Annotated in this window: 17 protein-coding genes and 2 pseudogenes; 5 read left to right on the forward strand and 14 right to left on the reverse strand. The window is 48.7% G+C overall.

The annotated features are described in order from the left end of the window. Positions 1-36: 36 nt before the first annotated feature. The 3 genes from FDF36_RS06660 to FDF36_RS06670 are packed head-to-tail and all read right to left on the reverse strand — an operon-like array spanning position 37 to position 2204. Positions 37-519 (reverse strand): outer membrane beta-barrel protein, encoded by a 483-nt coding sequence (locus FDF36_RS06660; protein ID WP_005780691.1) that lies wholly within the window; start codon positions 517-519, stop codon positions 37-39. A gap of 7 nt (positions 520-526) precedes the next feature. Next, on the reverse strand, positions 527-757 hold the full coding sequence (locus tag FDF36_RS06665; protein ID WP_005780694.1) for a hypothetical protein: 231 nt from the start codon (positions 755-757) through the stop codon (positions 527-529). 37 nt (positions 758-794) lie between these two features. Further along, positions 795-2204, reverse strand: coding sequence for a carbon starvation CstA family protein (locus FDF36_RS06670; RefSeq protein WP_220390794.1), 1410 nt, complete (start codon positions 2202-2204; stop codon positions 795-797). A gap of 246 nt (positions 2205-2450) precedes the next feature. Here FDF36_RS06670 and FDF36_RS06675 point away from each other — a divergent pair, with 246 nt between their 5' ends. Beyond that, a complete protein-coding gene (locus tag FDF36_RS06675) occupies positions 2451-3971 on the forward strand; it encodes a glycoside hydrolase family 10-like protein (protein ID WP_220390795.1) in 1521 nt (506 codons plus the stop codon). 59 nt (positions 3972-4030) lie between these two features. Here the strand turns inward: FDF36_RS06675 and FDF36_RS06680 are convergent, their stop codons facing one another. Next, positions 4031-5218: a hypothetical protein gene (locus FDF36_RS06680; RefSeq protein WP_220390796.1), complete on the reverse strand. Its 1188-nt coding sequence runs from the start codon at positions 5216-5218 to the stop codon at positions 4031-4033. 769 nt (positions 5219-5987) lie between these two features. Here FDF36_RS06680 and FDF36_RS06685 point away from each other — a divergent pair. From FDF36_RS06685 to FDF36_RS06700, 4 genes are all read left to right on the forward strand, one after another. Then, on the forward strand, positions 5988-7166 hold the full coding sequence (locus FDF36_RS06685; RefSeq protein ID WP_005780701.1) for an ATP-binding protein: 1179 nt from the start codon (positions 5988-5990) through the stop codon (positions 7164-7166). Positions 7167-7184: 18 nt separating this feature from the next. Further along, positions 7185-7745, forward strand: a complete 561-nt coding sequence (locus FDF36_RS06690) for a DUF4870 domain-containing protein (RefSeq protein WP_220390797.1) — start codon at positions 7185-7187, stop codon at positions 7743-7745. A gap of 36 nt (positions 7746-7781) precedes the next feature. Then, positions 7782-11336, forward strand: coding sequence for a pyruvate:ferredoxin (flavodoxin) oxidoreductase (nifJ, locus tag FDF36_RS06695; protein WP_220390798.1), 3555 nt, complete (start codon positions 7782-7784; stop codon positions 11334-11336). A gap of 201 nt (positions 11337-11537) precedes the next feature. After that, positions 11538-12041 carry a hypothetical protein gene (locus FDF36_RS06700; RefSeq protein WP_005780707.1) on the forward strand — a complete coding sequence of 168 codons (504 nt, stop codon included), beginning with the start codon at positions 11538-11540 and terminating at the stop codon, positions 12039-12041. A gap of 41 nt (positions 12042-12082) precedes the next feature. On the opposite strand, the gene FDF36_RS06705 is transcribed toward FDF36_RS06700, so the two are convergent. The 10 genes and pseudogenes from FDF36_RS06705 to FDF36_RS06745 form a co-directional block, all read right to left on the reverse strand. Beyond that, a complete protein-coding gene (locus FDF36_RS06705; RefSeq protein ID WP_220390799.1) occupies positions 12083-12940 on the reverse strand; it encodes a glycine betaine ABC transporter substrate-binding protein in 858 nt (285 codons plus the stop codon). Between the two features lie 18 nt (positions 12941-12958). Next, the gene (locus tag FDF36_RS06710; RefSeq protein WP_005780712.1) at positions 12959-13783 is read right to left on the reverse strand and encodes an ABC transporter permease; all 825 of its coding nucleotides are present in this window, start codon (positions 13781-13783) and stop codon (positions 12959-12961) included. Then, positions 13780-15006: a quaternary amine ABC transporter ATP-binding protein gene (locus tag FDF36_RS06715; RefSeq protein ID WP_220390800.1), complete on the reverse strand. Its 1227-nt coding sequence runs from the start codon at positions 15004-15006 to the stop codon at positions 13780-13782. The genes FDF36_RS06710 and FDF36_RS06715 overlap by 4 nt, the downstream gene beginning before the upstream one ends. A 341-nt stretch (positions 15007-15347) precedes the next feature. Continuing rightward, positions 15348-15683 carry an MGMT family protein gene (locus FDF36_RS06720; RefSeq protein ID WP_022011291.1) on the reverse strand — a complete coding sequence of 112 codons (336 nt, stop codon included), beginning with the start codon at positions 15681-15683 and terminating at the stop codon, positions 15348-15350. Positions 15684-15713: 30 nt separating this feature from the next. Beyond that, positions 15714-16478: pseudogene (locus FDF36_RS21520) on the reverse strand (response regulator transcription factor); the annotation flags it as partial. A gap of 90 nt (positions 16479-16568) precedes the next feature. Next, positions 16569-18437, reverse strand: a pseudogene (locus FDF36_RS06725) (substrate-binding domain-containing protein); the annotation flags it as partial. 249 nt (positions 18438-18686) lie between these two features. Next, the gene (locus tag FDF36_RS06730) at positions 18687-19577 is read right to left on the reverse strand and encodes a carbohydrate kinase family protein (protein ID WP_005780717.1); all 891 of its coding nucleotides are present in this window, start codon (positions 19575-19577) and stop codon (positions 18687-18689) included. Positions 19578-19759: 182 nt separating this feature from the next. After that, a complete protein-coding gene (locus FDF36_RS06735) occupies positions 19760-20926 on the reverse strand; it encodes an MFS transporter (RefSeq protein WP_005807727.1) in 1167 nt (388 codons plus the stop codon). Between the two features lie 31 nt (positions 20927-20957). Then, positions 20958-22826, reverse strand: coding sequence for a glycoside hydrolase family 32 protein (locus tag FDF36_RS06740; RefSeq protein WP_220390802.1), 1869 nt, complete (start codon positions 22824-22826; stop codon positions 20958-20960). A gap of 123 nt (positions 22827-22949) precedes the next feature. After that, positions 22950-25238 (reverse strand): TonB-dependent receptor, encoded by a 2289-nt coding sequence (locus FDF36_RS06745; protein WP_220390803.1) that lies wholly within the window; start codon positions 25236-25238, stop codon positions 22950-22952. Positions 25239-25329 lie beyond the last annotated feature (91 nt).

Here is a 25329-nt window from a genome sequence, read left to right on the forward strand (position 1 = left end):
TTTAAAACCAACGGGGACTTCTTTAAAATGCGACAATCAGAAGTAGAATCCGAAGCCTACTTTCAGTCCGAACTTCGACAAATCACTGTCTTTGAAACTCAAATCATAATAGACAGCCGGTTCGATGGTAACAGTCCGTGTCAGGAAAAACGCATAGCCAGCCTCCGCACCGAAGGCAAAGTCGGTCGTGTCTCCTACTTTCCAGTTATAGCGGTTCATCTTCAATCCGGCCCCCAGATAAATGCCGCACTTATCGAAATAATATCTGCCACCCACGCCCAGTGTGTATTTATCTTCCGGTTTGCTCCAATTGGCTCCAGCCGTGAGCATCAACGCCACATTGTCCACCAAGAAAGCACCGCCTTGCGCCTGCAATCCGAACTGGGTTTTCTCAGACTTGCTGTACGAAAGTCCAAGTCCCGTCACCGAGGGATTCACAATCCACTTTCCTTTCTCAAACTGTGCCTGTGCCGTCACTGAAACGACAAGCAGGCATACGATCCACATTAATTTCTTCATAACGTTTCTACTTTTTCAGGTTATTCATATGTTCTTCCTCCCGGCGGCGCTGCTGCATCTGTTCTTTTTTTCTCAGCACCAGCCAAAGAACCAGAACAATGACATACGAAGCAGCCAGGGTGAGATATTTCTCCGTGTCGCTCACCTCATGATTGCGAGGTAGCAGATAAGCCGCTGTTGCAGATACATAGATCAGCAAGGCGACAGTAACCCAGGTTGACTTTTTTACTTTCTTCATCTTTATACGAATATCGAGTTTATTTTTTATACGAGTATCAAATCCCTTTTTTCCAAACAATAAACCAAACGGCTCCAATCAGTGTACAAACACCTCCTGCCACATACGAAACCCAATGTGACAGTCCTAATCCTTCGGGGGCGATGCAGATATAAGTGGAACAGACAGCTGTCATAAACAGAGCGGGAACCAATGTCAAACCATACCACTTGCGGGTACGTGCCAAGTAGACTGTGATGGCCCAGAGAGTAAAGACCGATAAGGTCTGGTTGGCCCAGGCAAAATAACGCCAGATCATGTCAAACCCGTCTTTATCACGCAAACTGTAAAGCAACAGCCCGATGGCGGCAACGAACATCGGCACACAAATATACAAACGGCGACGAATGCTTTTTTGTTCCAGTTTCAGGAAATCGGCTACGATCAGGCGTGCCGAACGAAACGCGGTGTCGCCCGACGTAATAGGCGCCGCAATCACTCCCAGAATGGCAAGCACCCCACCTACCGCACCGAGCCAACCTTTCGTTATGGCGTCTACAATGACAGAAGCATTGTTCTCTTCCATACCGTGTTCACGATAAAAATAAGTCGCGGCGGCAGCCCAGATCAGCGCCACGATACCCTCGGTAATCATGGCACCATAAAAGACAGGACGTCCATGACGTTCGGAAGTCATGCAACGTGCCATCAGCGGGCTTTGGGTAGCATGAAATCCGGAGATGGCTCCACAGGCAATACTGACAAACATAATCGGGAAAATGGGTAACGCTGCTGCATCCGGATTAGTATTCTGTAAGCCGTCCCACAACTCCGGGATGACCGGATGATAAACATAAAGCATCACCAGGATACCCACCGCCATAAACAACAAAGCTGCAGCGAACAAGGGATATATCTTTCCGATGATTTTATCGACCGGAAGCAGAGTGGCAAGAATATAATAGATGAACACCACAATGATCCAGAAAGTAGTGTCGAGACTGTCGGGAGTCAACTTCGCCAGCAGTCCTGCCGGTCCCGCCACAAAGACCGCACCTACCAGAATCATCAGGACAACGGTAAAACCCCGCATCACCTGCTTGGTAGTCATCCCCAGATAACGGCCGACAATTTCAGGCAAGCTCTCACCACCGTTACGCAGAGAGAGCATTCCAGCGAAATAATCGTGTGTAGCACCGGCAAAGATACTTCCCAATACAATCCACAAATAGGAAGCGGTACCAAACTTCGCCCCCATAATTGCGCCAAAGATGGGACCGAGACCGGCTATGTTTAAAAATTGAATCATAAAGATTTTCCAAGTAGGAAGGGGAATATAATCCACTCCATCGGCATGTGTCAGTGCCGGGGTCTTTCGGTCGTCGGGGCCAAAGACACGCTCCACCAATCGTCCGTAAATGAAGTAGCCTGCAACCAATGCCAGCAGGCAAATTGTAAATGTAATCATGGCGTGTTGAATTGTTAATCAGCGCAAATGTAACATAATCTGTGGAAACTACACAACTTTACAAAGGGTTTTGCTAACTTTGCGGACTTCTGTTCACCACGGAAGGCAGTTTAAAAGACGTTTCACCGCAGATTACACAGATTAATACGAATTGATACGGATTCTTTAACCGGATTCTCAATGAAATAAATTATCAATCTGTGTTAATCCGTGTAATCTGTGGTGAACATCAAAACCATTATATTTATGAATACCATCTATAAAAGCCATAACGACTCTTTCTCAGTGAAAAAGAGAGCCGGAAGAGGAACATCCCTCCTCTTTCTTTTTCTTCTCTCCTTACTTCCGCTCCATGCGCAGACCTCCCCGAAACACGAGGTACGGGCTGCCTGGATCACTGCCGTCTACGGACTGGACTGGCCACGCACCAAAGCAACCACTCCCGCAGGCATCCGGCGGCAGAAGGAGGAGCTGATCGACATCCTCGACCGCCTGAAAGAAGCCAACTTCAATACAGTCCTTTTCCAGACACGTACCCGTGGAGATGTACTCTACCGTTCGGACATTGAACCTTTTAACTCCATACTGACCGGCAAGGTCGGCGGCGATCCCGGATACGACCCTTTGGCCTTCGCCATCGAAGAGTGCCACAAACGGGGTATGGAGTGTCATGCCTGGATGGTGACCATCCCACTTGGAGGCAAGAGACACGTAGCCTCACTCGGCAAACAATCGGTAACCAAACGCCAGCGGGACATCTGCGTGCCTTATAAAAACGAATATTTCCTCAACCCCGGACATCCCGCCACCAAAGAGTATCTGATGAAGTTGGTACGTGAAATGGTCAGCCGCTACGACGTGGACGGAGTACACTTCGACTACCTCCGCTATCCCGAAAACGCGCCCCGCTTCCCGGACAGTTACGACTTCCGCCGCTACGGTAAAGGACGTTCGCTGGCACAATGGCGCCGTGACAACCTGACGGACATTGTGCGTTACATCTATAACGGAGTGAAAGCCATGAAGCCCTGGGTGAAGGTGAGCACCTGTCCGGTAGGGAAATACCGCGACACGTCACGATACTCCTCCAAAGGCTGGAATGCTTTTTTCACCGTCTACCAGGATCCTCAGGGATGGCTGGGCGAAGGCATTCAAGACCAGATCTACCCGATGATGTATTTCCGTGGCAACGGCTTCTACCCCTTTGCGCTCGACTGGCAGGAGCAAAGCAACGGACGCCACATCGTGCCCGGACTGGGAATCTACTTCCTTCATCCCGACGAGGGTAACTGGACCTCCGAAGAAGTGGAACGCCAGATACATTTCATCCGCGCCAACCACTTGGCAGGCGAAGCGCATTATCGGGTAAAGTATTTGATGGACAACACACAGGGAGTATACGATCTCCTTCTGGATCACTTCTATCAGTATCCGGCACTACAGCCACCCATGCCATGGATTGACAATACGGCTCCTACCGCACCGTCGGAACTAAGGGTAGTTTCCACTGGCGACGGATATACCCGGCTCAACTGGAAGGCTGCCACAGATAATGACAAGCGGAACGCTCCGATGTACGTGGTCTACGCATCGGATACGTATCCGGTAGATATCACGAATCCGGAAAATATTCTCGTACAGAATCTGCGGGATACGTACTACATGTACGCCCCCATCCGCCCATGGACAGCCAGGAAGTATTTTGCCGTCACGGCAGTGGACCGCTGCGGAAATGAAAGCGAGGCAGCCCGACCGGAAGAAAAATAGCACTCTTTTCGCATCATAATCACGATATTATATATAATAAAAGCAACCTATATAAAACTTTATCCGCCGGTTTCCACCAGAATATAAGCACGATAGCGACTCGACTTCCGGACAGGCACCAATGGCAGATAGCCTTTCACTATCCTTCCGTTTCGGGTATGCGACGGATGCGCGGCCTTCATTGCATCATGCTCCTGCAATGCTTGCCCGTCAGACGGATGATAAGAGATACGAAACGTTCCGCCAGCCCCAGGCCATACATAACGGTCGTATATCATCCGGGACACAAGTCCCATATTCATCCGCAGATTGATCTCCACACAAGGATGGATGCGAAACTCCGGAAGGAGAGCGAATCGGCAAATCATCATATCTACTCCCAGATAACCGGCATACTCCGTCCCCAGAGAGACGGACAATCGTCTTTGCAGCTCTTCCCGAAGCCGACGTAAAGCCGCCACAGGCACATAAGCCGACAATCTTCGTTCAATCTCCACATCGGACAGCAACCGGTTTCCTTCGTAAGCTCCACCAGCGTTGGTACGGAACAAAGAGTATCCGGCAAAAGTAATCCGCCCCTTTCCGTCCGAATAAAACTCCATGGCAAAATCTTCTACCTTATTATATATAGGTTCACCGACAACTCCTCCCTGCTGCTCTATAACCCGGGCACACCAATGCTCTATCAGAGGAGTGAACGCTCCCTTGCACCAGTTCAGCCCTTTACCGCTTCCGGACAAGGGGGCTTTAAGCAGACAGCGTTCCAGACTCTCTACAAATGCCCGGCAGTCGGACAAAGCGGTCAGGTAACAAGACTCTCCACAAAACGCTTTATCCACTTGCAGACCGGGCAACAACTTCACGGCTTGCGAACGATGGGACAGATTGCACAACCGCCCTATATCCTCCACCGAAGGTATCGCAGCATCGGGTACTCCCAATGAAAGCAGACGTTTCCGGAGTGCCGGATTCCATCCCCAGGGAACCACCGAACGTACTTCCGAAAAATCTTCGGCTTGGGTTCTCAAAGATGCGGGAAGCGGAAATAAGCCGAGCATCTCTTCCAGAAAAGACTGATTATAGGCAGATGGAGCAAGCACATCGCACGGCCTGTCCGCAAACCATACGGGGAGCAACGCCAACTCTTCCGCCATCCGGCAGGCGGAGGCAGGCGGCATATAATTGACTTCGCCACTGGCAAGAGCCAGATCCTGATCGGGATTAAACAAGTAAAGCAGATTCGACATTAGCATCAATTAATTAAACAGAATTCATCCGGATGCAGAGACTTGTGCGAGTGACGGCAACGAACAGTTACGTGTTTTTCACCCTAAGATACATCCATGCCCGGGGATAGAAACTATCATTTAATTCCTTAAACGTATCATCCCCTGTCCTTTTGTTGCCATTTCCGGTTTTTCACTTACAAGCCCTTTGCTCTCCAAGAAGCAACTGGCATTAAAACCGGGAAATTTCCTGCAAATATATGCACAAAAATGCATATAAAACCGAGAAACAAGTCATTTTCTGCGGGACAAACCGTCACTTTCCGCCGGGCAAAGACTTCACTTCCCCCGGGAAAAGACTTCACTTCTCCGAAGCAAAGCCTTCACATCTCCCGGAGTGACGATTGACAGCCCATCAACAAAGGCTCTTTTCGCCTTCTCCGTCTCTATTTGCTCCCTCCGGAGCGAGCATTTCGAACTGACAAAAGAAGCCCTTTTTCAAACAAATACCGGCAAAAACTACCGAAAACAAAAAACAATGTTTATATTTGCAAGCAAACACTGAAGTAGACAAGCAAAAGCATAATTGCCCGATTGAACTGGCTGCGTTTTTTCAGAAGCAGCTTGCCGTTGATCCGAAATAACGCCTCTACCACCCTATCAGGAATACCGTTTTGACAAAATGAAGCAAAAGATAAACTTGCTAAACGAAACTACAATTTTGCTATCTCTACTTTGCAATTTCTAAAAAAAGGCTTATATTTGCCCCCCGAAAAACCCAAGAAAAGAGATGGAAACATTCTACCGCACACATGCCTACCTTGTTGAGCACACCAATGCCCCGGTCCGCCGCGACTTGATGGACGAAATAAACTGGAGTGACCGACTGATTGGTATCAAAGGAACACGTGGCGTGGGAAAAACCACTTTCCTGCTTCAATACGCCAAAGAGAAATTCGGAACCGACCGTTCATGCCTCTTTATCAACATGAACAATTTCTATTTCTCCGGACACAGTATCGTCGACTTCGCCAATGAATTCCAGAAACGGGGCGGAAAGGTATTGCTGATCGACCAAGTATTCAAGCATCCCGACTGGAGCCGCGAATTGCGTATGTGCTACGACCGTTTCCCCAATCTGAAAATTGTATTCACCGGTTCATCCGTCATGCGCCTCAAAGAAGAGAATCTGGAGTTGCGCGACATTGTGAAGAGCTACAACCTCCGGGGCTTTTCGTTCCGCGAATTTCTGAACCTGCAAACAGGCATGAAATTCCGCCATTATACACTCGAAGAGATATTAAGCAGCCACGAACAGATAGCCAAGGGAGTACTTTCAAAGGTCCGCCCGTTGGATTATTTTCAAGACTACCTCCACCACGGTTTCTACCCCTTCTTCCTTGAGAAACGCAATTTCTCGGAGAATCTGCTCAAAACCATGAACATGATGGTAGAAGTAGATATCCTGCTTATTAAACAAATTGAGCTAAAATATCTCTCAAAGATAAAAAAATTATTATATTTGTTGGCTGTAGACGGGCCGAAGGCCCCAAACGTAAGCCAATTGGCAAGCGACATACAAACATCACGCGCCACGGTGATGAATTACATCAAATATCTGGCCGACGCACGACTGATCAACCTGGTCTATCCCAAAGGGGAAGAATTCCCCAAGAAACCATCGAAGATTATGCTGCACAACCCCAATCTGATGTATTCCATCTACCCTGTAAAGGTGGAAGAACAAGATGTGCTGGACACTTTCTTTGTAAACACGATGTGGAAAGACCATAAAGTGCACAAAGGTGACAAAAACACCTCGTTCATGGTAGACGAAGTGATGCCTTTCAAGATATGCTGCGAAGGGGCGAAGATCAAGAACAACCCCGGAGTGACATATGCTTTGCATAAGGCCGAAATTGGCCGTGGCAACCAGATACCTCTCTGGATGTTCGGTTTTTTATATTAACATCTAATCTCAATCATTATGGATTACGAAAAGCTTGAACAACTGAAACGCCTCCACGACAGCGGAGCGTTGAACGATGAAGAATTTGAAAAAGAAAAGAAAAAGATATTGGATGAAGAAGATGCGGGTAAACCCACAACCGTACTCCCCATGGGACTGACGGAAAATACTTATCTGGCACTGATGAACTTCGCCATGTTCATACCGTATGTAGGCTGGATTACCCCCATTGTGCTTTGGATCATGGGCAAAGAGAGTTCCGCACCCGTCAACCGCCAAGGTAAATACATCCTGAACTGGTACATCAGTTGGTTTCTGTACAGCATCGTGCTGACGGTACTCTTCATCATATTCATATTCAGCGGCATAGTATCCATAAGCGATATGAATTATGAGAACGACCAGAGTTCTCCATTGGCTGTCCTCTTGGGCATATTCGGCGGAGGAGCCGGTATTCTGCTTCTCCTGATACTCGGAGTAGGCTGTTTCCTGTGTCTGCTGTTCCCTATCATCGGAGGCATCAAAGGGCTGAACGGAAAAACATGGAAGTATCCGCTTTCCATACCGTTTTTGAAATAAACAAATAAATTACTTACTTAAATATTATTTTTAGTTATGACTAAACAGAAGAAATTCATCACATGTGATGGTAACCAGGCCGCTGCGCATATCTCGTATATGTTTTCAGAAGTAGCTGCCATTTACCCCATCACTCCTTCTTCTACGATGGCTGAATACGTAGACGAATGGGCTGCCGCAGGACGTAAGAACATCTTCGGCGAAACAGTATTGGTACAGGAAATGCAATCTGAAGGTGGTGCGGCAGGTGCTGTTCACGGTTCTCTTCAGGCCGGTGCACTGACTACTACTTACACTGCTTCTCAGGGTCTTCTTTTGATGATCCCGAACATGTATAAGATTGCCGGTGAGTTCCTGCCTTGCGTATTCCACGTATCGGCCCGTACACTGGCTTCTCACGCACTGTGTATCTTCGGTGACCATCAGGACGTAATGTCTGCACGCCAGACAGGTTTCGCCATGTTGGCTGAAGGCTCTGTACAGGAAGTGATGGACTTGGCCGGTGTTGCACACCTTGCCACAATCAAAGCCCGCGTTCCTTTCATGAACTTCTTCGACGGTTTCCGTACTTCACACGAAATCCAGAAGATCGAAATGCTGGAAAACGAGGACCTCGCTCCGCTGGTTGACCAGGAAGCTCTTGCTGAATTCCGTGCCCGTGCGCTGAACCCGATGAATCCGGTTGCCCGTGGTATGGCCGAAAACCCTGACCACTTCTTCCAGCACCGCGAATCATGCAACAACTACTATGACGCTGTTCCTGCCATCGTTGAGGAATACATGAACGAGATTTCCAAGATCACAGGACGCAAATACGGTTTGTTCGACTACTGCGGAGCCGAAGATGCAGAACGCGTAATCATCGCCATGGGTTCTGTAACCGAAGCTGCCCGCGAAGCTATCGACTACCTGACCAGCCAGGGCGAGAAAGTAGGTTTGGTTGCAGTTCACTTGTACCGTCCGTTCTCTGCCAAACATTTCATGGCTGCCGTACCTAAGACTGCCAAAACAATCGCAGTACTCGATCGTACAAAAGAACCGGGTGCTAACGGCGAACCTCTGTATCTGGATGTTAAAGACTGCTTCTATGGCGCAGAAAATGCTCCGGTTATCGTAGGCGGTCGTTACGGTCTGGGTTCTAAAGATACTACTCCGGCACAAATCATCGCCGTATTCAAGAATCTGGCTATGCCGATGCCGAAAAACCACTTTACTATCGGTATCGTAGACGACGTAACTTTCACATCTCTTCCTCAGGAAGCAGAAATCGCTTTGGGCGGCGACAGCATGTTCGAAGCTAAATTCTACGGTTTGGGTGCTGACGGTACGGTAGGTGCCAACAAAAACTCAGTGAAGATTATCGGTGACAACACTGATAAACACTGTCAGGCCTACTTCTCTTACGACTCTAAGAAGTCAGGAGGTTTCACTTGCTCTCACCTGCGCTTTGGTGACGACCCTATCCGTTCTACTTATCTGGTAAACACTCCGAACTTTGTGGCTTGCCACGTTCAGGCTTACCTGCATATGTATGACGTAACCCGTGGTTTGCGTAAGAACGGTTCGTTCTTGCTGAACACCATCTGGGAAGGCGAAGAACTGGCAAAGAACCTGCCTAACAAAGTGAAGAAATACTTTGCACAGAACAACATCTCTGTATATTATATCAACGCAACCCAAATTGCACAGGAAATCGGTTTGGGCAACCGCACCAACACCATCCTCCAGTCTGCTTTCTTCCGTATCACAGGCGTGATCCCCGTAGACCAGGCTGTAGAACAGATGAAGAAATTCATCGTGAAATCTTACGGTAAGAAGGGTGAAGACGTTGTGAACAAGAACTACGCAGCTGTTGACCGCGGTGGCGAATACAAGACTTTGGCTGTTGACCCGGCTTGGGCTAACCTGCCGGATGATGCTAAAGTTGAAAACAACGACCCGGCATTCATCAACGAAGTGGTTCGTCCGATCAACGCTCAGGACGGAGACCTGCTGCCTGTATCTGCATTCAAGGGTATCGAAGACGGAACCTGGTATCAGGGTACTTCGAAATACGAAAAACGCGGTGTAGCTGCTTTCGTACCGGAATGGAACGCAGAAAACTGTATCCAGTGTAACAAGTGTGCTTATGTTTGTCCTCACGCTTCTATCCGTCCGTTTGTACTCGACGCAGAAGAGCAGAAAGGTGCAAGCTTCGAACAACTGAAAGCTGTAGGCAAAGCATTCGACGGCATGACATTCCGTATCCAGGTTGACGTTCTCGACTGTCTGGGTTGCGGTAACTGTGCCGACATCTGTCCGGGCAACCCGAAGAAGGGTGGCAAGGCTCTGACTATGAAACACCTTGAAAGCCAGTTGGCTCAGGCTGATAACTGGACTTACTGTGCAGACAACGTGAAGAGTAAACAACACTTGGTAGACATCAAGGCTAACGTGAAGAACTCTCAGTTCGCTACTCCATTGTTCGAATTCTCGGGAGCTTGCTCAGGTTGCGGTGAAACTCCGTATGTGAAACTGATTTCTCAGTTGTACGGTGATCGCGAAATGGTTGCCAACGCTACCGGATGTTCTTCTATCTACTCAGGTTCAGTACCTTCAACTCCATATACAACAAACGCAAAAGGACACGGTCCGGCTTGGGCTAACTCACTGTTCGAAGACTTCTGCGAATTTGGTTTGGGTATGGAACTCGCTAACGAAAAGATGCGTGCACGCATCGTGAAGTTATTCAACGAAATCCTGGCAGCCGACAATGCTCCGGCTGAAGCTAAGGAAGTATTGAAAGCATGGATTGAAAACATGTACGATGCAGACAAGACCAAAGAACTGGCTCCGCAGATCGAAGCAATCATCGAACAAGGTATTGCGGCAGGTTGCCCGATCAGCAAAGAGCTGAAAGGTCTGACTCAATACTTGGTTAAACGCAGCCAGTGGATCATTGGTGGTGACGGTGCTTCTTACGATATCGGTTACGGTGGTCTCGACCACGTTATCGCTTCGGGTAAGGACGTTAACATTCTGGTTCTGGATACAGAGGTTTACTCTAACACAGGTGGTCAGTCTTCTAAAGCCACTCCGGTGGGCGCCATCGCTAAATTTGCCGCTTCTGGTAAACGCGTACGTAAGAAAGACCTCGGTCTGATGGCTACCACTTACGGTTATGTATATGTTGCACAGATCGCTATGGGTGCTGATCAGGCTCAGACCCTGAAAGCTATCCGCGAAGCTGAAGCATATCCCGGACCGTCACTCATCATCGCTTACGCTCCATGTATCAACCACGGTCTGAAAGCCGGTATGGGTAAGAGCCAGGAAGAAGAAGAAAAAGCCGTTAAGTGCGGTTACTGGCACTTGTGGCGTTACAACCCGGCTCTGGAAGCTGAAGGCAAGAATCCGTTCACGTTGGATAGCAAAGAACCGAACTGGGACGACTTCAAAGGCTTCCTGAAAGGCGAAGTTCGTTACGCATCGGTTATGAAACAGTATCCTGCAGAAGCAGAAGAACTGTTCCAGGCTGCCGAGGACAACGCTAAGTGGCGTTACAACAACTACAAGCGTCTGGCCAACCAGGCTTGGGGTGTTGCTGAATGATCTTTGATCAGATAATATAACTCTCAAAGGGGGGAAGGGACTAAAATAGGTTCTTTTCCCCTTTTTGCCAAATAGAAATGAATAGGTTTCACCACAGATTACACAGATTAACACAGAACTCTTAATTCGATATATTGACGAGATAAATTATCAATCTGTGTTAATCCGTGTAATCTGTGGTGCCCCCCAAACGGAATAATTATGAATATAACCATACGACCAACCCGACTTGAAGAACTCGACCAAGTGATGCCATTCTACGAACGTGCCCGCCGCTTTATGGCTGCCAATGGCAATGCCAACCAGTGGATCAACGGATACCCCGCTTCCGACGACATCCGGCAAGACATAGAAAACGGGGACAGTTATGTATTTGTAAATGAAAACGGGGAGTTGGAAGGTTGCTTTACCTTCATCCGGGGAGAGGACCCCAACTATAAAGTTATCAAAGACGGCGCTTGGCTCAACGATGCCCCTTACGGGGTAATCCATCGCATCGCATCCGGCGGACGGGTAAAGGGATTGATGGACTTATGCCTGGAATGGTGTTCGTCCCGCTGTCCGAACCTGCGTGTAGACACTCACCGTGACAATAAAGTTCTCCAAAACATTCTCTTGAAGAACGGTTTCACCTATTGTGGCATCATTTATGTGAAGAACGGTACGGAACGGCTTGCCTACCAACGCACCGCCGTTACCCGATAGACAGAACTCAGAAGTTGGATTCCCAGACACACATATACCGCTTATGATTCAGGAATCCAGCTTTCTACCAGTTCCCGATGTTCGTCACGCCATTTCCGGACAAGGTCTTCTTCGTCCATCCGTGCATCTTTCAATGCTTTCATCAACGAACTAATCTCTTCTGTAGTGAATTTAATATTGCTGAAAAACTTTGCCGCAAAAGGATCTTTCTCCGTAAATCCTTTCCATCCGACGACATAGATAGATTCCACATTCCCATAAGTACCTTTCGGATCATGCAGGAACTTCAGGGGATAGCGGTCGAACATCCAATGCGGTGTCCATCCGGTGATGACGATCCACGATTCTTTATCCATGGCTTTCTGCAAGGAAGCCAACATGGTAGAGCTACTGGAAGTAAGCAACTTATATCCATTGAGCCCATAGTCCGCAATAGCCTTATCCGTAGTTTTCATAATGCCCGCTCCGGCATCGATCCCGACAATCTCAGAAGAGAATTGCCCTTTATGGGAAGCGAGTTCTCCGATTGAGTCGATACTGACGTACTGAGGCACTACCAGCCCGACCCTTGCACTGTCATATACCTCACCGATAAACTCGATCTGATCGCCATACTGATCCATGTAGTCTTTCATCGTCACAGGCAGCCAGGCATCCATAAACACATCCGCTTTCCGACGCGAAACCGACGCGAAGATGGGGGCCACATCCGCATTGAGCAGTTCTACCTCATACCCCTGCTCTTCCAGCACCACTTTGGCCAGATGACTCATGGCAATGCCCTCCAGCCAGTTGGCATAGGCGATGCTTATCTTCTTTTTCCCGGTATCCGGGTTACAGGCCGTACACATCACGGCCAGTAACAACAACAAACTTCCTATTATCCTATATTTCCGCATATTGATTCTTTCTCCTTTCTATTTTTTGTTCTTACGACGAACCATCCCCTGAGTAATCCGGTCCAAAATAATTGCCAGTATCACAACCGCTATACCTCCTTCAAAGCCCAAACCGATTTTCATCTGGGTAATACCCTTCAGAACGATTTCACCCAAGCCGCCTGCCGCAATCATAGCTGCAATGACAACCATGGAAAGAGACATCATAATCGTCTGGTTCACTCCGGTCAGGATAGTGGGCAAGGCCAGAGGCAACTGCACTTTATAAAGCAGCTGCCACCGGGTGGCCCCGAACGAACGCGAAGCCTCTACCACATTCTTCGGTACCTGGCGAATGCCAAGTCCCGTCAGCCGAATCACCGGAGGCATTGCAAAGATGATGGTGGCAAACACTCCCGGCACCACCCCCAGCCCGAAAAACAGGACGGCAGGTATCAGGTAGACAAAGGCAGGCATGGTCTGCATCAGGTCCAGTATGGGGTGTATCACTTTCTCCGCACGGTTACTGTTTGCCGTCCACACCCCGATGGGCACCCCCACGATAAGGGCGAGACAAGTAGATGACAGCACCAGTGCCAATGTCTGCATGGTGGCCTCCCAAAAGCCCATACCGTAGATAAGCAGCAACCCTAAAAGGGTGAAAACCGCTACCCCGCGCCCGGCCTTCATCCATGCCAGCAACACCATTGCAGCAATGGTCAGATAAAAGGGGATACCAAACAAGATATGCTGAAACCCATTGATAAAACTGCCGATGCCCAGATTCAGCGCATCGAAAAAAGCGGAGAAGTGTATCATCATCCAGTTGATGAGTTCTTCAATATATTGTCCTATGTTGATCATAATTCTATTGCATTTTGAATAATTTCATTGATTTCCTGTTTGTTCTTTCCGGTCACTTCGAAAATGAGCGATGACAAGGGGACGACTCCCTGAAATTCACGGCCTTCGTTCACCACCCAGATAGGAGAATTGGTTTTAGTCATCAATGGCAGGATATCTTCCAATATCGTATCTCCCAGCACCGAATGCACTTCTTCGCGAACGACCGACTCTATTGACTTCACCTGCTCTTTACGCAACCGGAGCAAATCCTTTAAACGCACCTCTCCCACCAACACATTGTTTGCATCTACCACAGGCAACACGGTCAGATTATGTTCGAACATTTTACGGATCAGAACTTCCGGCCCTTCTTTCTTCAACCGGGCCACGAGGGGTTTATCAACCATCACCGAAGAGGCAGTAATGATCTTGCTACGATCCACACTCTCCACGAAGCGTTCCACATAAGCATTCGCCGGCTCTGTCAGAATCTCCTCCGAAGTACCTACCTGCACCACTTCCCCATCCTTCATGATGGCAATCCGGTCGCCCAGCTTGATGGCTTCATTCAAATCGTGAGTAATAAACACAATGGTCTTTTTCATTTTAGACTGTAAAGTCAGCAATTCATCCTGCATTTGTATACGGATCAAAGGATCGAGGGCGGAAAAAGCTTCATCCATCAGCAGCACTTCGGGATCGTTGGCCAGAGCACGGGCCAGCCCGACGCGTTGCTGCATCCCGCCGGACAGTTCGCCGACCATCTGATTCTCGTAACCTTTCAAACCCACCAACTGCATACTTTCCATCGCCCTGTGCTCACGTTCCTGTTTTTTCACTCCTTGCAGCTCCAGCCCGAAAGCTATGTTATGCAACACCGAACGATGGGGCAACAGTCCGAAATGCTGGAACACCATAGCCAGTTCTTTTCTCCGAATACGGAGCAGCTCTTTATCGGTAACATTCGAAATATCTCTTCCATTGATGATTACCTCACCGGAAGTAGGTTTTATCAATCGGTTGATACAACGCAGCAAAGTGGATTTCCCACTCCCCGAAAGTCCCATAATCACAAATATCTCTCCCTCCTGGACAGAGAGGTTTGCGTCTTTTACGGCAACCGTGCATCCGGTTTCCTTTAAGATCTCACTCTTGCTCTTTCCTTCTTTCAACATACGTAAAGCATGCTGCTTGTCGTTGCCAAAAATGAGATACAAGTCTTTAATCGTTATTTTACTCATACATAATAGGGTTTAGATTATTAAAAAACGGACCGGGCGGCCTACACACACGAAAACAAACACTTCTTTATAGTAAAAAAGTTGATACCGGAAAACAACGGTCGTGTTGTTCCCCCGGTCAAATATGATTTCTTAACCCGGTTATTACAGACAGGATTCCTGTCAACAGATAGTTACTATATCCCGAAAGTCAAATTCACATCCATACACAGGTATTACCCAAAGATGTGTGTACGGACAATTAAATAAACAAGCCGAGCGTTCAAATAGTTCATCACATTATTTTCGATGAACACGCCGCATGTACATAAACTGCCACAAGAAGGCCGGCATCACCCCACTCAAATACTGTCGCTCTTCCACCTGTGAAGTTTAAGGTCGACACAACCGTTTTTTCGGAATGAAACACCTTCATCGGACAACAGTTGCCGTTGTTCATCCCATCCGGGCACCAATCGTCCTATAGCATTGACTACCCGATGACAAGGAAGGCTTAAACCGGCAGGTACCTGCTTCAATGCACGCCCCACCATACGTGAATATTGCGGCATCCCGAGCAAAGCGGCAATATCACCATAAGTAACAACGCTACCGGCAGGAATTTCACGCACGACACTGTATACTTCATTGCAGAAAGTTTCGGACAAATTAGATTTATTTTCTTTATAATCTTTCATGGGTGTATCGCTTTTATGCAGCAGGTTCTTTTATAATCCGCTTCTTTTTAAAAACTCCGTCGGGCTTTCACCGAACTGTTCTTTGTAGCATTTCGTAAAGTAGGAAGGTGACGTAAAACCCACTTCATATCCAACCTCTGCTATCGTCATGTCCGAAGAGGCCAGCAGCGAAGCCGCTTTCTTAAGCCGTGCCATGCGAAGCAGTTCGTTCGGCGCAAAATTGGTGAGCGACTTGATCTTCCGGTAGAGCTGAACACGGCTCAGCCCCATCTCCTTGCCCAAATCTTCCACATTCAGTTCCGAATCACCCATCTTTGCTTCAATCAGCGACTTGAACCGTTCGACAAAATCTTTATCCATATCGCAGATATCCTCTTTGGCCAATGTCTGCCGGTCGCCAAAGAACTGCTTCATGCGCCGTCGCGACTCAATCAGATTGCGGATACGGGTCAGCAGCAACTGCGAACTAAAAGGCTTGGAAATATAAGAATCGGCTCCACCGGCATACCCCTGAATACGCTGCTCGTCAAGCGAACAAGCTGTCAGCAGGATCACGGGAATGTGGCAGGTCTGCAATTCCCCCTTCAACCGCCGACAACATTCGATACCATCAATCCCCGGCATCATCACATCGGAGATGATGACATCGGGAACATACTTCATCGCTTTACGGATTCCTTCGGTCCCGTCCGCAGCTTCAATGACGGAGTACTCCGAATTGAGTAATGTGTGCACATAAGCACGGATGTCAGCATTGTCGTCGATCACAAGTACAGAAGGTTTGGACGGATCATTGAAGTTCTCCGCTTCATCCTCCCGGAGCAGGTTATCCACCCGGTCCGGAGCAGATGCCTCCACCGGAGCAGATGCCACGCCGGTCTCCGCTTCGCATGTCCGCACCGGCAAATCGACGATAAAGACAGTTCCCTGCCGTTCGTCGCTCTCCACCTCGATGATTCCGCCATGTATCTCGACAAACGCTTTTACCAGTGCCAGCCCGATACCGGAACCGGTATGATGCCTGTCGATCTTATAGAAACGGTCGAAGATGCTGCGGATATGTTCTGCCGAAATCAGACTCCCGGTATTGGCGACCGTAAAACGGAAGAAAGGAGTGCCCTCTTTCTGCAAAGCCGAAAGCCGGACAGTGACTTTACCATTCTCGGAGGTGAACTTGAACGCATTACCCAACAGATTGAAGTAGATACGCTCCATCTTCTCAGCATCCGCCAGAGTGTGGTAATCGGCACCGGGCATGCTGTCGAACGAAAAATGGATATGCTTCCGCCGGGCGGCTGCCTGAAACGAATCGTTCCACTCTCCGAAGCACTGCAACAGGTTGAGCGGGACCGGGGTAAACTCCATCTTTCCCGTCTCATATTTGCGAAAATCGAGTATCTGATTGACCAGACGCAACAGGATCTGTACGTTGCGCTGCACCAGCAACAACATCCTGCGCCGGTCACCCTCCAATGACGGGTCGGCCAACAACTGCTCCACCGGATCGGCAACCAGAGTGAGAGGGGTGCGGAAGTCATGTGAAATGTTGGTAAAGAAAACCAGTTTGGCATGTGTGGCTTCCTCCAGTTGATGGGAAAGTTCTATCAGTTGGTCTCTCTGCTCTTCCAGTTGCTCCTTCTGGCGGGAAAGTTCCCGGTACAGGCGATTCTTGGAACGGAGAGATTTATACACGACAATCAGCAATCCGACGATCAACAACAGGATGACAAAGCCCCCATACAGCACCACCTGCTGCGTGGCCACCCGCGAAAGATACGTCCCTACCCGGCTGTTGAGCGTCTCGATTTTTCCATCCAACTCGCTGATATGGGCTGTCTGCAATTCCATCACGTGCGCATTTACCGCGTCGACTACTGCTGTCTTCAGTTTTGTCTCCCGTTTAAAAGGTTTCTTTTGTAGAATATCCATCGCCAGCTGAACCACCTTGTCTCCTTCGGTGGGATAAATGAAGGTAGCATCCAGCACGCTGTCCAGTACCAGTTCCACTCCGTTACCCTTGCCGGGCAGAGCATCGATACCTACAAACAGCATCTCCTCCTCACGTCCCAGATGTCTGGCAGCCTGATAAGCACCGGCGGCCATACGGTCGTTCATCCCATACACGGCATCAATCTCCGGAAAACACTGCAAGAGAGAATCCATCTTTATTTCGGCAGGCTGCCTCAACCAACCCGCATCCTCCCGGGCAAGCAAGGTGATGCCCGGATACCGGCTGATGGCACTCATAAAGCCTTGGTGACGTTCGATGGCAGGAGTGGAACCGACAAGTCCGCTCAGTTCGACTACTTTTCCACGCCCCTTCAGGCGATGGGCTATGTAATTGCCGACGGCTTTGCCCAACTCGTAATTGTCGGCTCCGATGTATGCGGTATATTTATCGGAAAGTATCCTGCGATCCACCATAATCACCGGAATACCTCTATCGAAAGCTTCCTCCACAACGGGAGTGAGAGCCATTCCCTCGTTGGCAGCCACAATAAGCAAGTCTACCTTCTGCCGGATGAAGTGACGTATATCTTCTATCTGTCGCCGGCTGTCGTCATTCGCCGTACGCGTCTCTACCTCTACGCCTCCGTAAAATAAGGCTTCGCGCTGTATCTCGTCATTCATCTTATGCCGCCAGGTATCATCGCTGCATTGCGACACGCCGATGACGTACCGGGGAGCATCATGGCTACACGAGACAAGCAGTCCCGACAAAACCAGCCCAAGTAAGAAAAGTACACGTTTCATGGTTGGTTATTACATAAAAGGTTCCGGAGGCAAATATAACAATTTCCCTCCGAAATCTTCCATCCGGCCGGTTTAAAACCAAGACGGATGTGTGTCAAAACTCACCACAGAGGACACAGAGTAGCACAGAGATGATTTTAAATTGTTGGTTATTAATAAAAAGACTCTGTGATACTCTGTGGTGAAAAGAGTTATGACACATCCCCACGACTCTATCAACCAATCAATAACCCTATATAAACCAACACATTAATCATCTAAACGATTTCTCAGAGCATCCGGTAGTACGGGCATCGCACCGCTCTGTGTACACACGTAAGCCGACACTTCCACTGCCAGTTTGTGTGCCTCGGGTATACTCTTTCCTTTCAGAACAGATGAGCAGAAAGCTGCCGTGAACGAGTCACCTGCCCCCACGGTATCGGCAACCGGCACTTTCGGGGTTTCCTGGAAAGAGACCGCACCAGGGGTAAATACATAACTACCGTTCGTACCGCATGTCAGGATCAGCATCTTCAGATTGTACTTGGCCAACAGAATCCAGCATTTATCCTGAAGGTCGATGCCCGGATAGCCGAACATACGGCTGATGGTAACCAGCTCCTCATCGTTAATCTTCAGCACGTTACACTTCAGGAAAGATTCGCGCAACACTTCCCTGGTATAGAAACTTTGGCGGAGATTGATATCGAATATTTTCAACTGTCCGTCCATGTCGGGCATGGTGTCGAGGAAGCGGTTGATGGTGGCGCGGCTCACCTCGTTGCGCTGTGCCAGCGAACCGAAACATACGGCCCGCGTGTTCAGTGCCAAACGCTTCAAATCGTCCGTGAAGGGGATATTGTCCCATGCTACGCCTTCCTTAATATCATAACACGGCACTCCTTCACCGTCAAGAGTCACCTGCACGGTTCCTGTCGGATAATTGACCCGCTCAAGCTGGTGCTTCAACTGTTTTTCCCGGAATACTTCCAGAATTTCATCTCCCAGCTCGTCGTTTCCCACCGCACTGACCACACGGCTGTCAAAGCCAAACTGAGACACATGATAAGCAAAATTAGCCGGGGCTCCCCCGATTTTCTTTCCTTCGGGCAGCACATCCCAAAGTGCTTCGCCCATTCCTACGATTATATTGTTCATGGCATGAATTGGGAAGCCTCACCTCAGGAAGGTGTGCCGGAACTCGTATTCACCATAGATTACACAGATAAATATCCATTAGCTATCAACAGATTAAGTTCTCTCTGTGGAACTCTGTGCTACTCTGTAGTGAATTATAACACACCCTCAGGGTTACCGCTTCATTATGGTTATTAAATAAATTACTTTCTGATTCTCAATGTATAGAACATCAGATAAAGTACCCCGACCGTCATCACGGCCACGGCTCCGCTCTGTCCCACTGCATCCGAAGCCACTCCCATTGCCAGCGGGAAGATGGTTCCTCCGAAAAGTCCCATAATCATCAGGCCGGAAACCTCATTCTTCTTGCCCGGCATATAAAGTAATGCCTGCGAGAAGATGATAGGAAATACATTGGAATTTCCAAACCCGATCAGGGCGATACAAACGTAAATCATCGTCTGATCCTGAAAAATAAACAACCCTGCCATAGCCGCCAGCATACACAACACGCTGATGGCGAAGAAGGTTTTGGCTGCCATCTTCTGCAAAACAAATGCCCCCAGAAAACAACCTGCCGTACGGAAGATGAAGTAGAGACTGGTTGCGAACCCGGCATCTGCCAGAGTCATGCCCAGACGTTCCATCAAAATCTTCGGTGCTGTGGTATTGGTGCCGACATCGATCCCGACATGGCACATAATGCCCAGAAACGAGAGCAGGATGAAAGGTTTGCCCAGCAAAGCCAAACACTGCCCGAAAGTGGAGGGTTTACCCTCTTCAGGCTCCTCGGTGATCTGCGTGGCATTGAGCATCAGGATGGCAGCGATTGCCACCACCATGTAGATGGGGAACAGCACTCGCCAGCCTAAATCGAAGGTAGGGATAGCCTGCGTAGCTCCCCACATAGCGATGTAAGGGGCAAGGAAAGAAGCAATGGCCTTTACGAACTGCCCGAAAGTAAGGGTGCTTGCCAGGCGTTCACCGCTCACGATGTTGGAAAGCAGCGGATTGAGTGATGTCTGCATCAGTGCGTTGCCGATTCCGAGCAACGAGAAAGAGACCAACATCAGCAGATAGCTGTCGCCAAAGACAGGCAGCAGCAACGATGCAAAGGTGATCAGCAGACTGAGCAACACGGTCTTTTTACGCCCGATGCGGTTCATCAACATTCCCGTAGGCACCGAGAAAATCAGAAACCAGAAGAACACGAGCGACGGAAAGATATTTGCCTGTGAATCCGTCAGTCCTAAATCTGCTTTCACATAGTTGGAGGCAATGCCCACCAAGTCTACGAATCCCATGGCGAAGAAGCAGAGCATCACCGGGATAAGTTTCATGTAAGAGTTGTTTTTGGTATTTTCCATGATATGTTAATTTAAAAAAAGCAGATTTAAGCTACAGCCTGTACACCTTGCACTGGCTGACCTTGAAAGCTCCCCCACGGCTATAGAAACTCATCTGGTTATAGGGAGTTATGGGGAATATCAGGTTTGTCATGGCAATCTTTCCACCGTTCAGAAAGATTTCCACCGAACATTTATCAACAAAGATATCCAGTTTGTAGCTGTCGGCCTTCTTCACCGGAGCCCAAGTACCCAAGGCAAAATCGTCCACATAGTTGATGGAGTTCTGCTTCCGGCGGTCGTGTGCCTCAATGGCATGGGGGGCGCTGTCCTTTCCGAAATCTACAATGCCGCTCTTAGTGCGGTCCATCACCAGTTTCTTCTCCGGAAGGCTGATATAGATATCTACATTCTCCCCTTTCTCATTGAACAGTTTCAGTCCCATGATTTCCGCCGAACCGACAGCCAATTCCAGCTCTATCTCGTAAGCTCCCCGGTTATCGGCCAGCAGTGAATCCACATGATAGGCGTCCGCCACCTCAAAGGCCGGGATCTCCCGCGACTCCTTACGCAACGACTTCGTCTCTTCCACCGGAGCGGCAGCCATATAGATATCTCCATCCTGAGTATAAAGACTCAGTTCGCGAGGCAACGCATTGGCACTACGGAACTGGCGGGTAGGCACAATATTGGCATACTGCCAGTTGCTCATCCAAGGCACGGCAATCGTACGGTCACCCGTATTCGAGAAGCAGACAGTCGCATAGTGATCTTTTCCCCAGTCGAGCCACTTCACAGTTTCCGGCTTATTGTCGCAAACAAATTTCTCGCCGTCAAAATCACCGATAAAGTACTGAGTGGCACTTCCACCGAAGTAGCATCCCGGATTCACGTTGACTATCAACGCCCATTTCTTATGATTCGGATCACCGTCCACCGGAAGTTCCACCATATCGGGACACTCGAACTGACTGGGCTGAACACCGTAGCCTTTGCCCCAACCGCTCATATACGTCCAGTCCTTCAAGTTCAGTGACGAATAGAAACGCATCTCTTTATCGGCCGATACCACCATCACCCACTTCTGATCCGGAGCATACCAGAACACTTTCGGATCGCGGAAGTCCTTCAATCCATCAAACGGAGTCAGGATGGGGTTCTTTTCATATTTGGTAAACGTACGACCGTTATCGGTGCTGTAAGCCATACACTGTATCTGTCCGTTCTTGTCACTGGCCGAGGTATAGAAAGAAACGATGGTACCTGCGCCGTAACCGGCTGTATTGGCATCGTCCACCACCGAACTTCCGGAGAAGATATGCCCTAACGTATCGCGGGCAAGCGCCGGTTCCAGATGTTCCCAGTGTACCAGATCCTTACTTACCGAATGCCCCCAGTGCATGTTGCCCCACATAGAGCCGTAAGGGTTATACTGATAGAACAGATGATATTCGCCATCCTTGTATACCAGCCCGTTGGCATCATTCATCCATCCGTAAAGCGGAGTATGATGATAGACAGGACGGTATTTGTCCGTATTGGCGGTATCAAACGTATCCGAGAGTTTGAGCTCTTTCCAGCACAAGGCATCTTTCGGTAAGTGGCGGATGCGCACAGCTACTTTTTTCTCTCCTTCAGGTAAGGCATAAGGGACAAAATAGTCCACCTTCGCCCTCGACAGGCGCACGTCCATCTCTACCGGAACCGAATCTGACGCAATGCAAACCTGCGCTTCGGGAGTCTGTTCTTCGATGGGCAAAAGTAAATATCGGGTAGGATTTGTAATATGAATTACGGTAAGGCTGTCGCCTTCTTGTTCAAATGTCATTTCAGATTGTGAGCTCTGGCAAGACGAAATTCCGAGTAAAACAGCCAAAGCGCCGATCACTCTTCTACTTACATTCATAAAAGTTGTTTTCATGATAACAGGATGTTTTTTATTAGTAATGCAATAGCTGTGTTTACGATGGCAAAGATAGCGGAGTTATCTGCCACCGGCTATTATTTTTGTTTCAAATAGTATAACGATTGATACCAAACCACGTCAGAAACGAATGCTGGCAGCAAATTCCACGGTAAACGGACGAATATAGCTGCCTGCCATCCAATGACCGTTATAGGATGCCGCGTCTTTTTTGTCCACCAGTTCGGCACCGGCAATACTTCCTTTGGCTCCGGTCTGATTGAGGAAATTAACGACTGTGGCACTCAATGCAAGATGTTTGTTCACCGTCCAGTTGACACCACCGAAAGTTTCCCAACGCCCGTTGAAGTAGTAAGCATTTTTAATGTTAGCGTACGTCTTGCTGAAATAGCGGAAGCTGGCCCAGACTCTGAGGTCGTTCGTAATGTTGTAGCTGGGATCGAGTTCGACAAGCACTTTCGGAATCTCCGTCACAATATTTCCCGTGGCATTGATTTCACCTATCGTACCGTCCTTGAAAGTCACACTCGTTTCATATTTCTTGTAAGTCGGGCTTTGGTAGGTAAACAGGAAATGGAAGTTAAAGCCTTTGAACGGTTTGATCACTGCATCCGTCGTCCAGCCGATGGTCTTGATGTCATAACTCAACGGAGCGGCAAGAATCTCGGTCCGGTCGTTCGGGTTAATCAGATTGAGCGTCGAGTTATTGTTTGTTTTCGAGATGTAGGAGAACAGAGAAGTCAGGCTAATCCAGTCCGTGTTATAATAGACCCCGGCACGTCCCAGGGGAACGGATATTTTATCGGTATTGGGCATAGTGGCAGGTGAAAAGTTCGACAAACCGGGACGCTGTGTGTTGTAAGTGAAGTCGGCGGTGAAACCGAACTCCCGGGTCAGTTTATAGGTAGCGGCGGCAGTGAATGCCATGTTCATCCAGTCGTAATCGAAAGGGCGGGGTGTAATCCTGACTCCTTTATCGGATACGGCGCCCAGATAATAATCTGCGAAACGGCCTACGGCATTTCCTTCTGCGTCATACACAGCCGCATTCTCTCCTTCCAGATGCTGCCATTCCAGGCGTGTACCATAATATACATTCCATTGGGGAGAAATATCCCAGTCGTGGGTGGCATAAACAGCTAACTTGTTTTCGTGCCCTTTGTAGTATTCCGAAGCATTCTTATTGAAATCGTAGTACACGCCGTCCGTATTCCCCTCACGTACCAGACGTTCGGGGTACTCTTCTACCGTATGGTCGTACATAGTTGTGTTCGAAGCATAATCCACTTTGTAGTGCCATTCGTTCACACCGAGCCTCCAGGTCATATTGCGATATTGGCGTGAAAGTTCGGAAGTGGCGAAGAATTCGTCAATCGTCCCCCGGTTAAAGCAAGACATGCGGCTTTGCACATACCCTTCATACGGTTTCAACGTACCGTCCGTCCCTTTCAGAAAATAGCCGGCGGAGGCATCCTTCTGTTCCATGGCCATCGGGGTCTGATAGACATACGAACCCAAGGCATGATCATACTTCAGGTTAACCTTCCAGTTCAGACTGTTGTCCCAAGTGTAGGTATTGAGCAAAGTCAACTGGTTTCCTTTATTCAGAGTGGCATCATAAAGATTGGTCTTTTTCAGCTCCCCCGTACGCATATCACGATAAACCATTTCTCCCGTGGCAGGCAGGTAAGAACTTGTTCCGAGGCTGAATCCCGGTATTTCTTTCACGCTGCCGTCTCCAACATAGATGAAAGGAGCGGAAGTCGTTTCATTACTCGGCCAACGGCTGTTGCTGTAGTGATAGATGGCCGACAGCTGTCCGCGCCCTTCGCTATAATTCTTGGTCAAGGCTGCTTTATAGATTTGAGTGCGGTCCTGATTGGAAGTAAAGCGCAGTTTGAAACTGCCCGGGTCAAAGTTCTGGTAGACACTTCCACTGTAAAACCAGCCTTTCCCCATACCACCGCTGATATTGGCATCGAACTGCTGCTTGCCAAAGTGGTTGGTACTGTAATTGACGATTCCACGGAATTTCTCAGTTCCCAACTGAGTAAAAGAGTTTACGGCATAGCCGATGTTTCCGGTAGTAATAGCGGTTTCGGAGATTTTTAACAGCCCGACGTGTCCGAGACTGCTGTCTCCACGCCAGTGCGTATTTACGTTATGCGGATTAGAGGTATAGACTACAGGAAGTCCGTTTTCGAGTACGTTTACGTCTCCACCAGGCAGGCCGATAGAGATTTCGCGGGGACCATTGGCGCTCGAAGCGTTCAGCATAACGTTGCGATTGCCTTCTTCTTTCGATCCGGAAGGTGTCCGGGAAGATTCTTTCTTTTCTTGTGCGGTTGTGAAGCCGGCCATCAGGAAGCAAGCCAGCAACCAAACAGCCCTTTTTTTGTTCTTCATCATGGTACTTAAATTTTTTAGTTGATTGAGATTGTTTTGATGTCGCAAAGGAACGCGGAATCCCATTTCTCAACTAAAAGATTTGTTTCAAAGG

Origin of the sequence: Bacteroides fragilis (assembly GCF_019583405.1) — a bacterium.
Classification (GTDB): domain Bacteria; phylum Bacteroidota; class Bacteroidia; order Bacteroidales; family Bacteroidaceae; genus Bacteroides; species Bacteroides fragilis_B.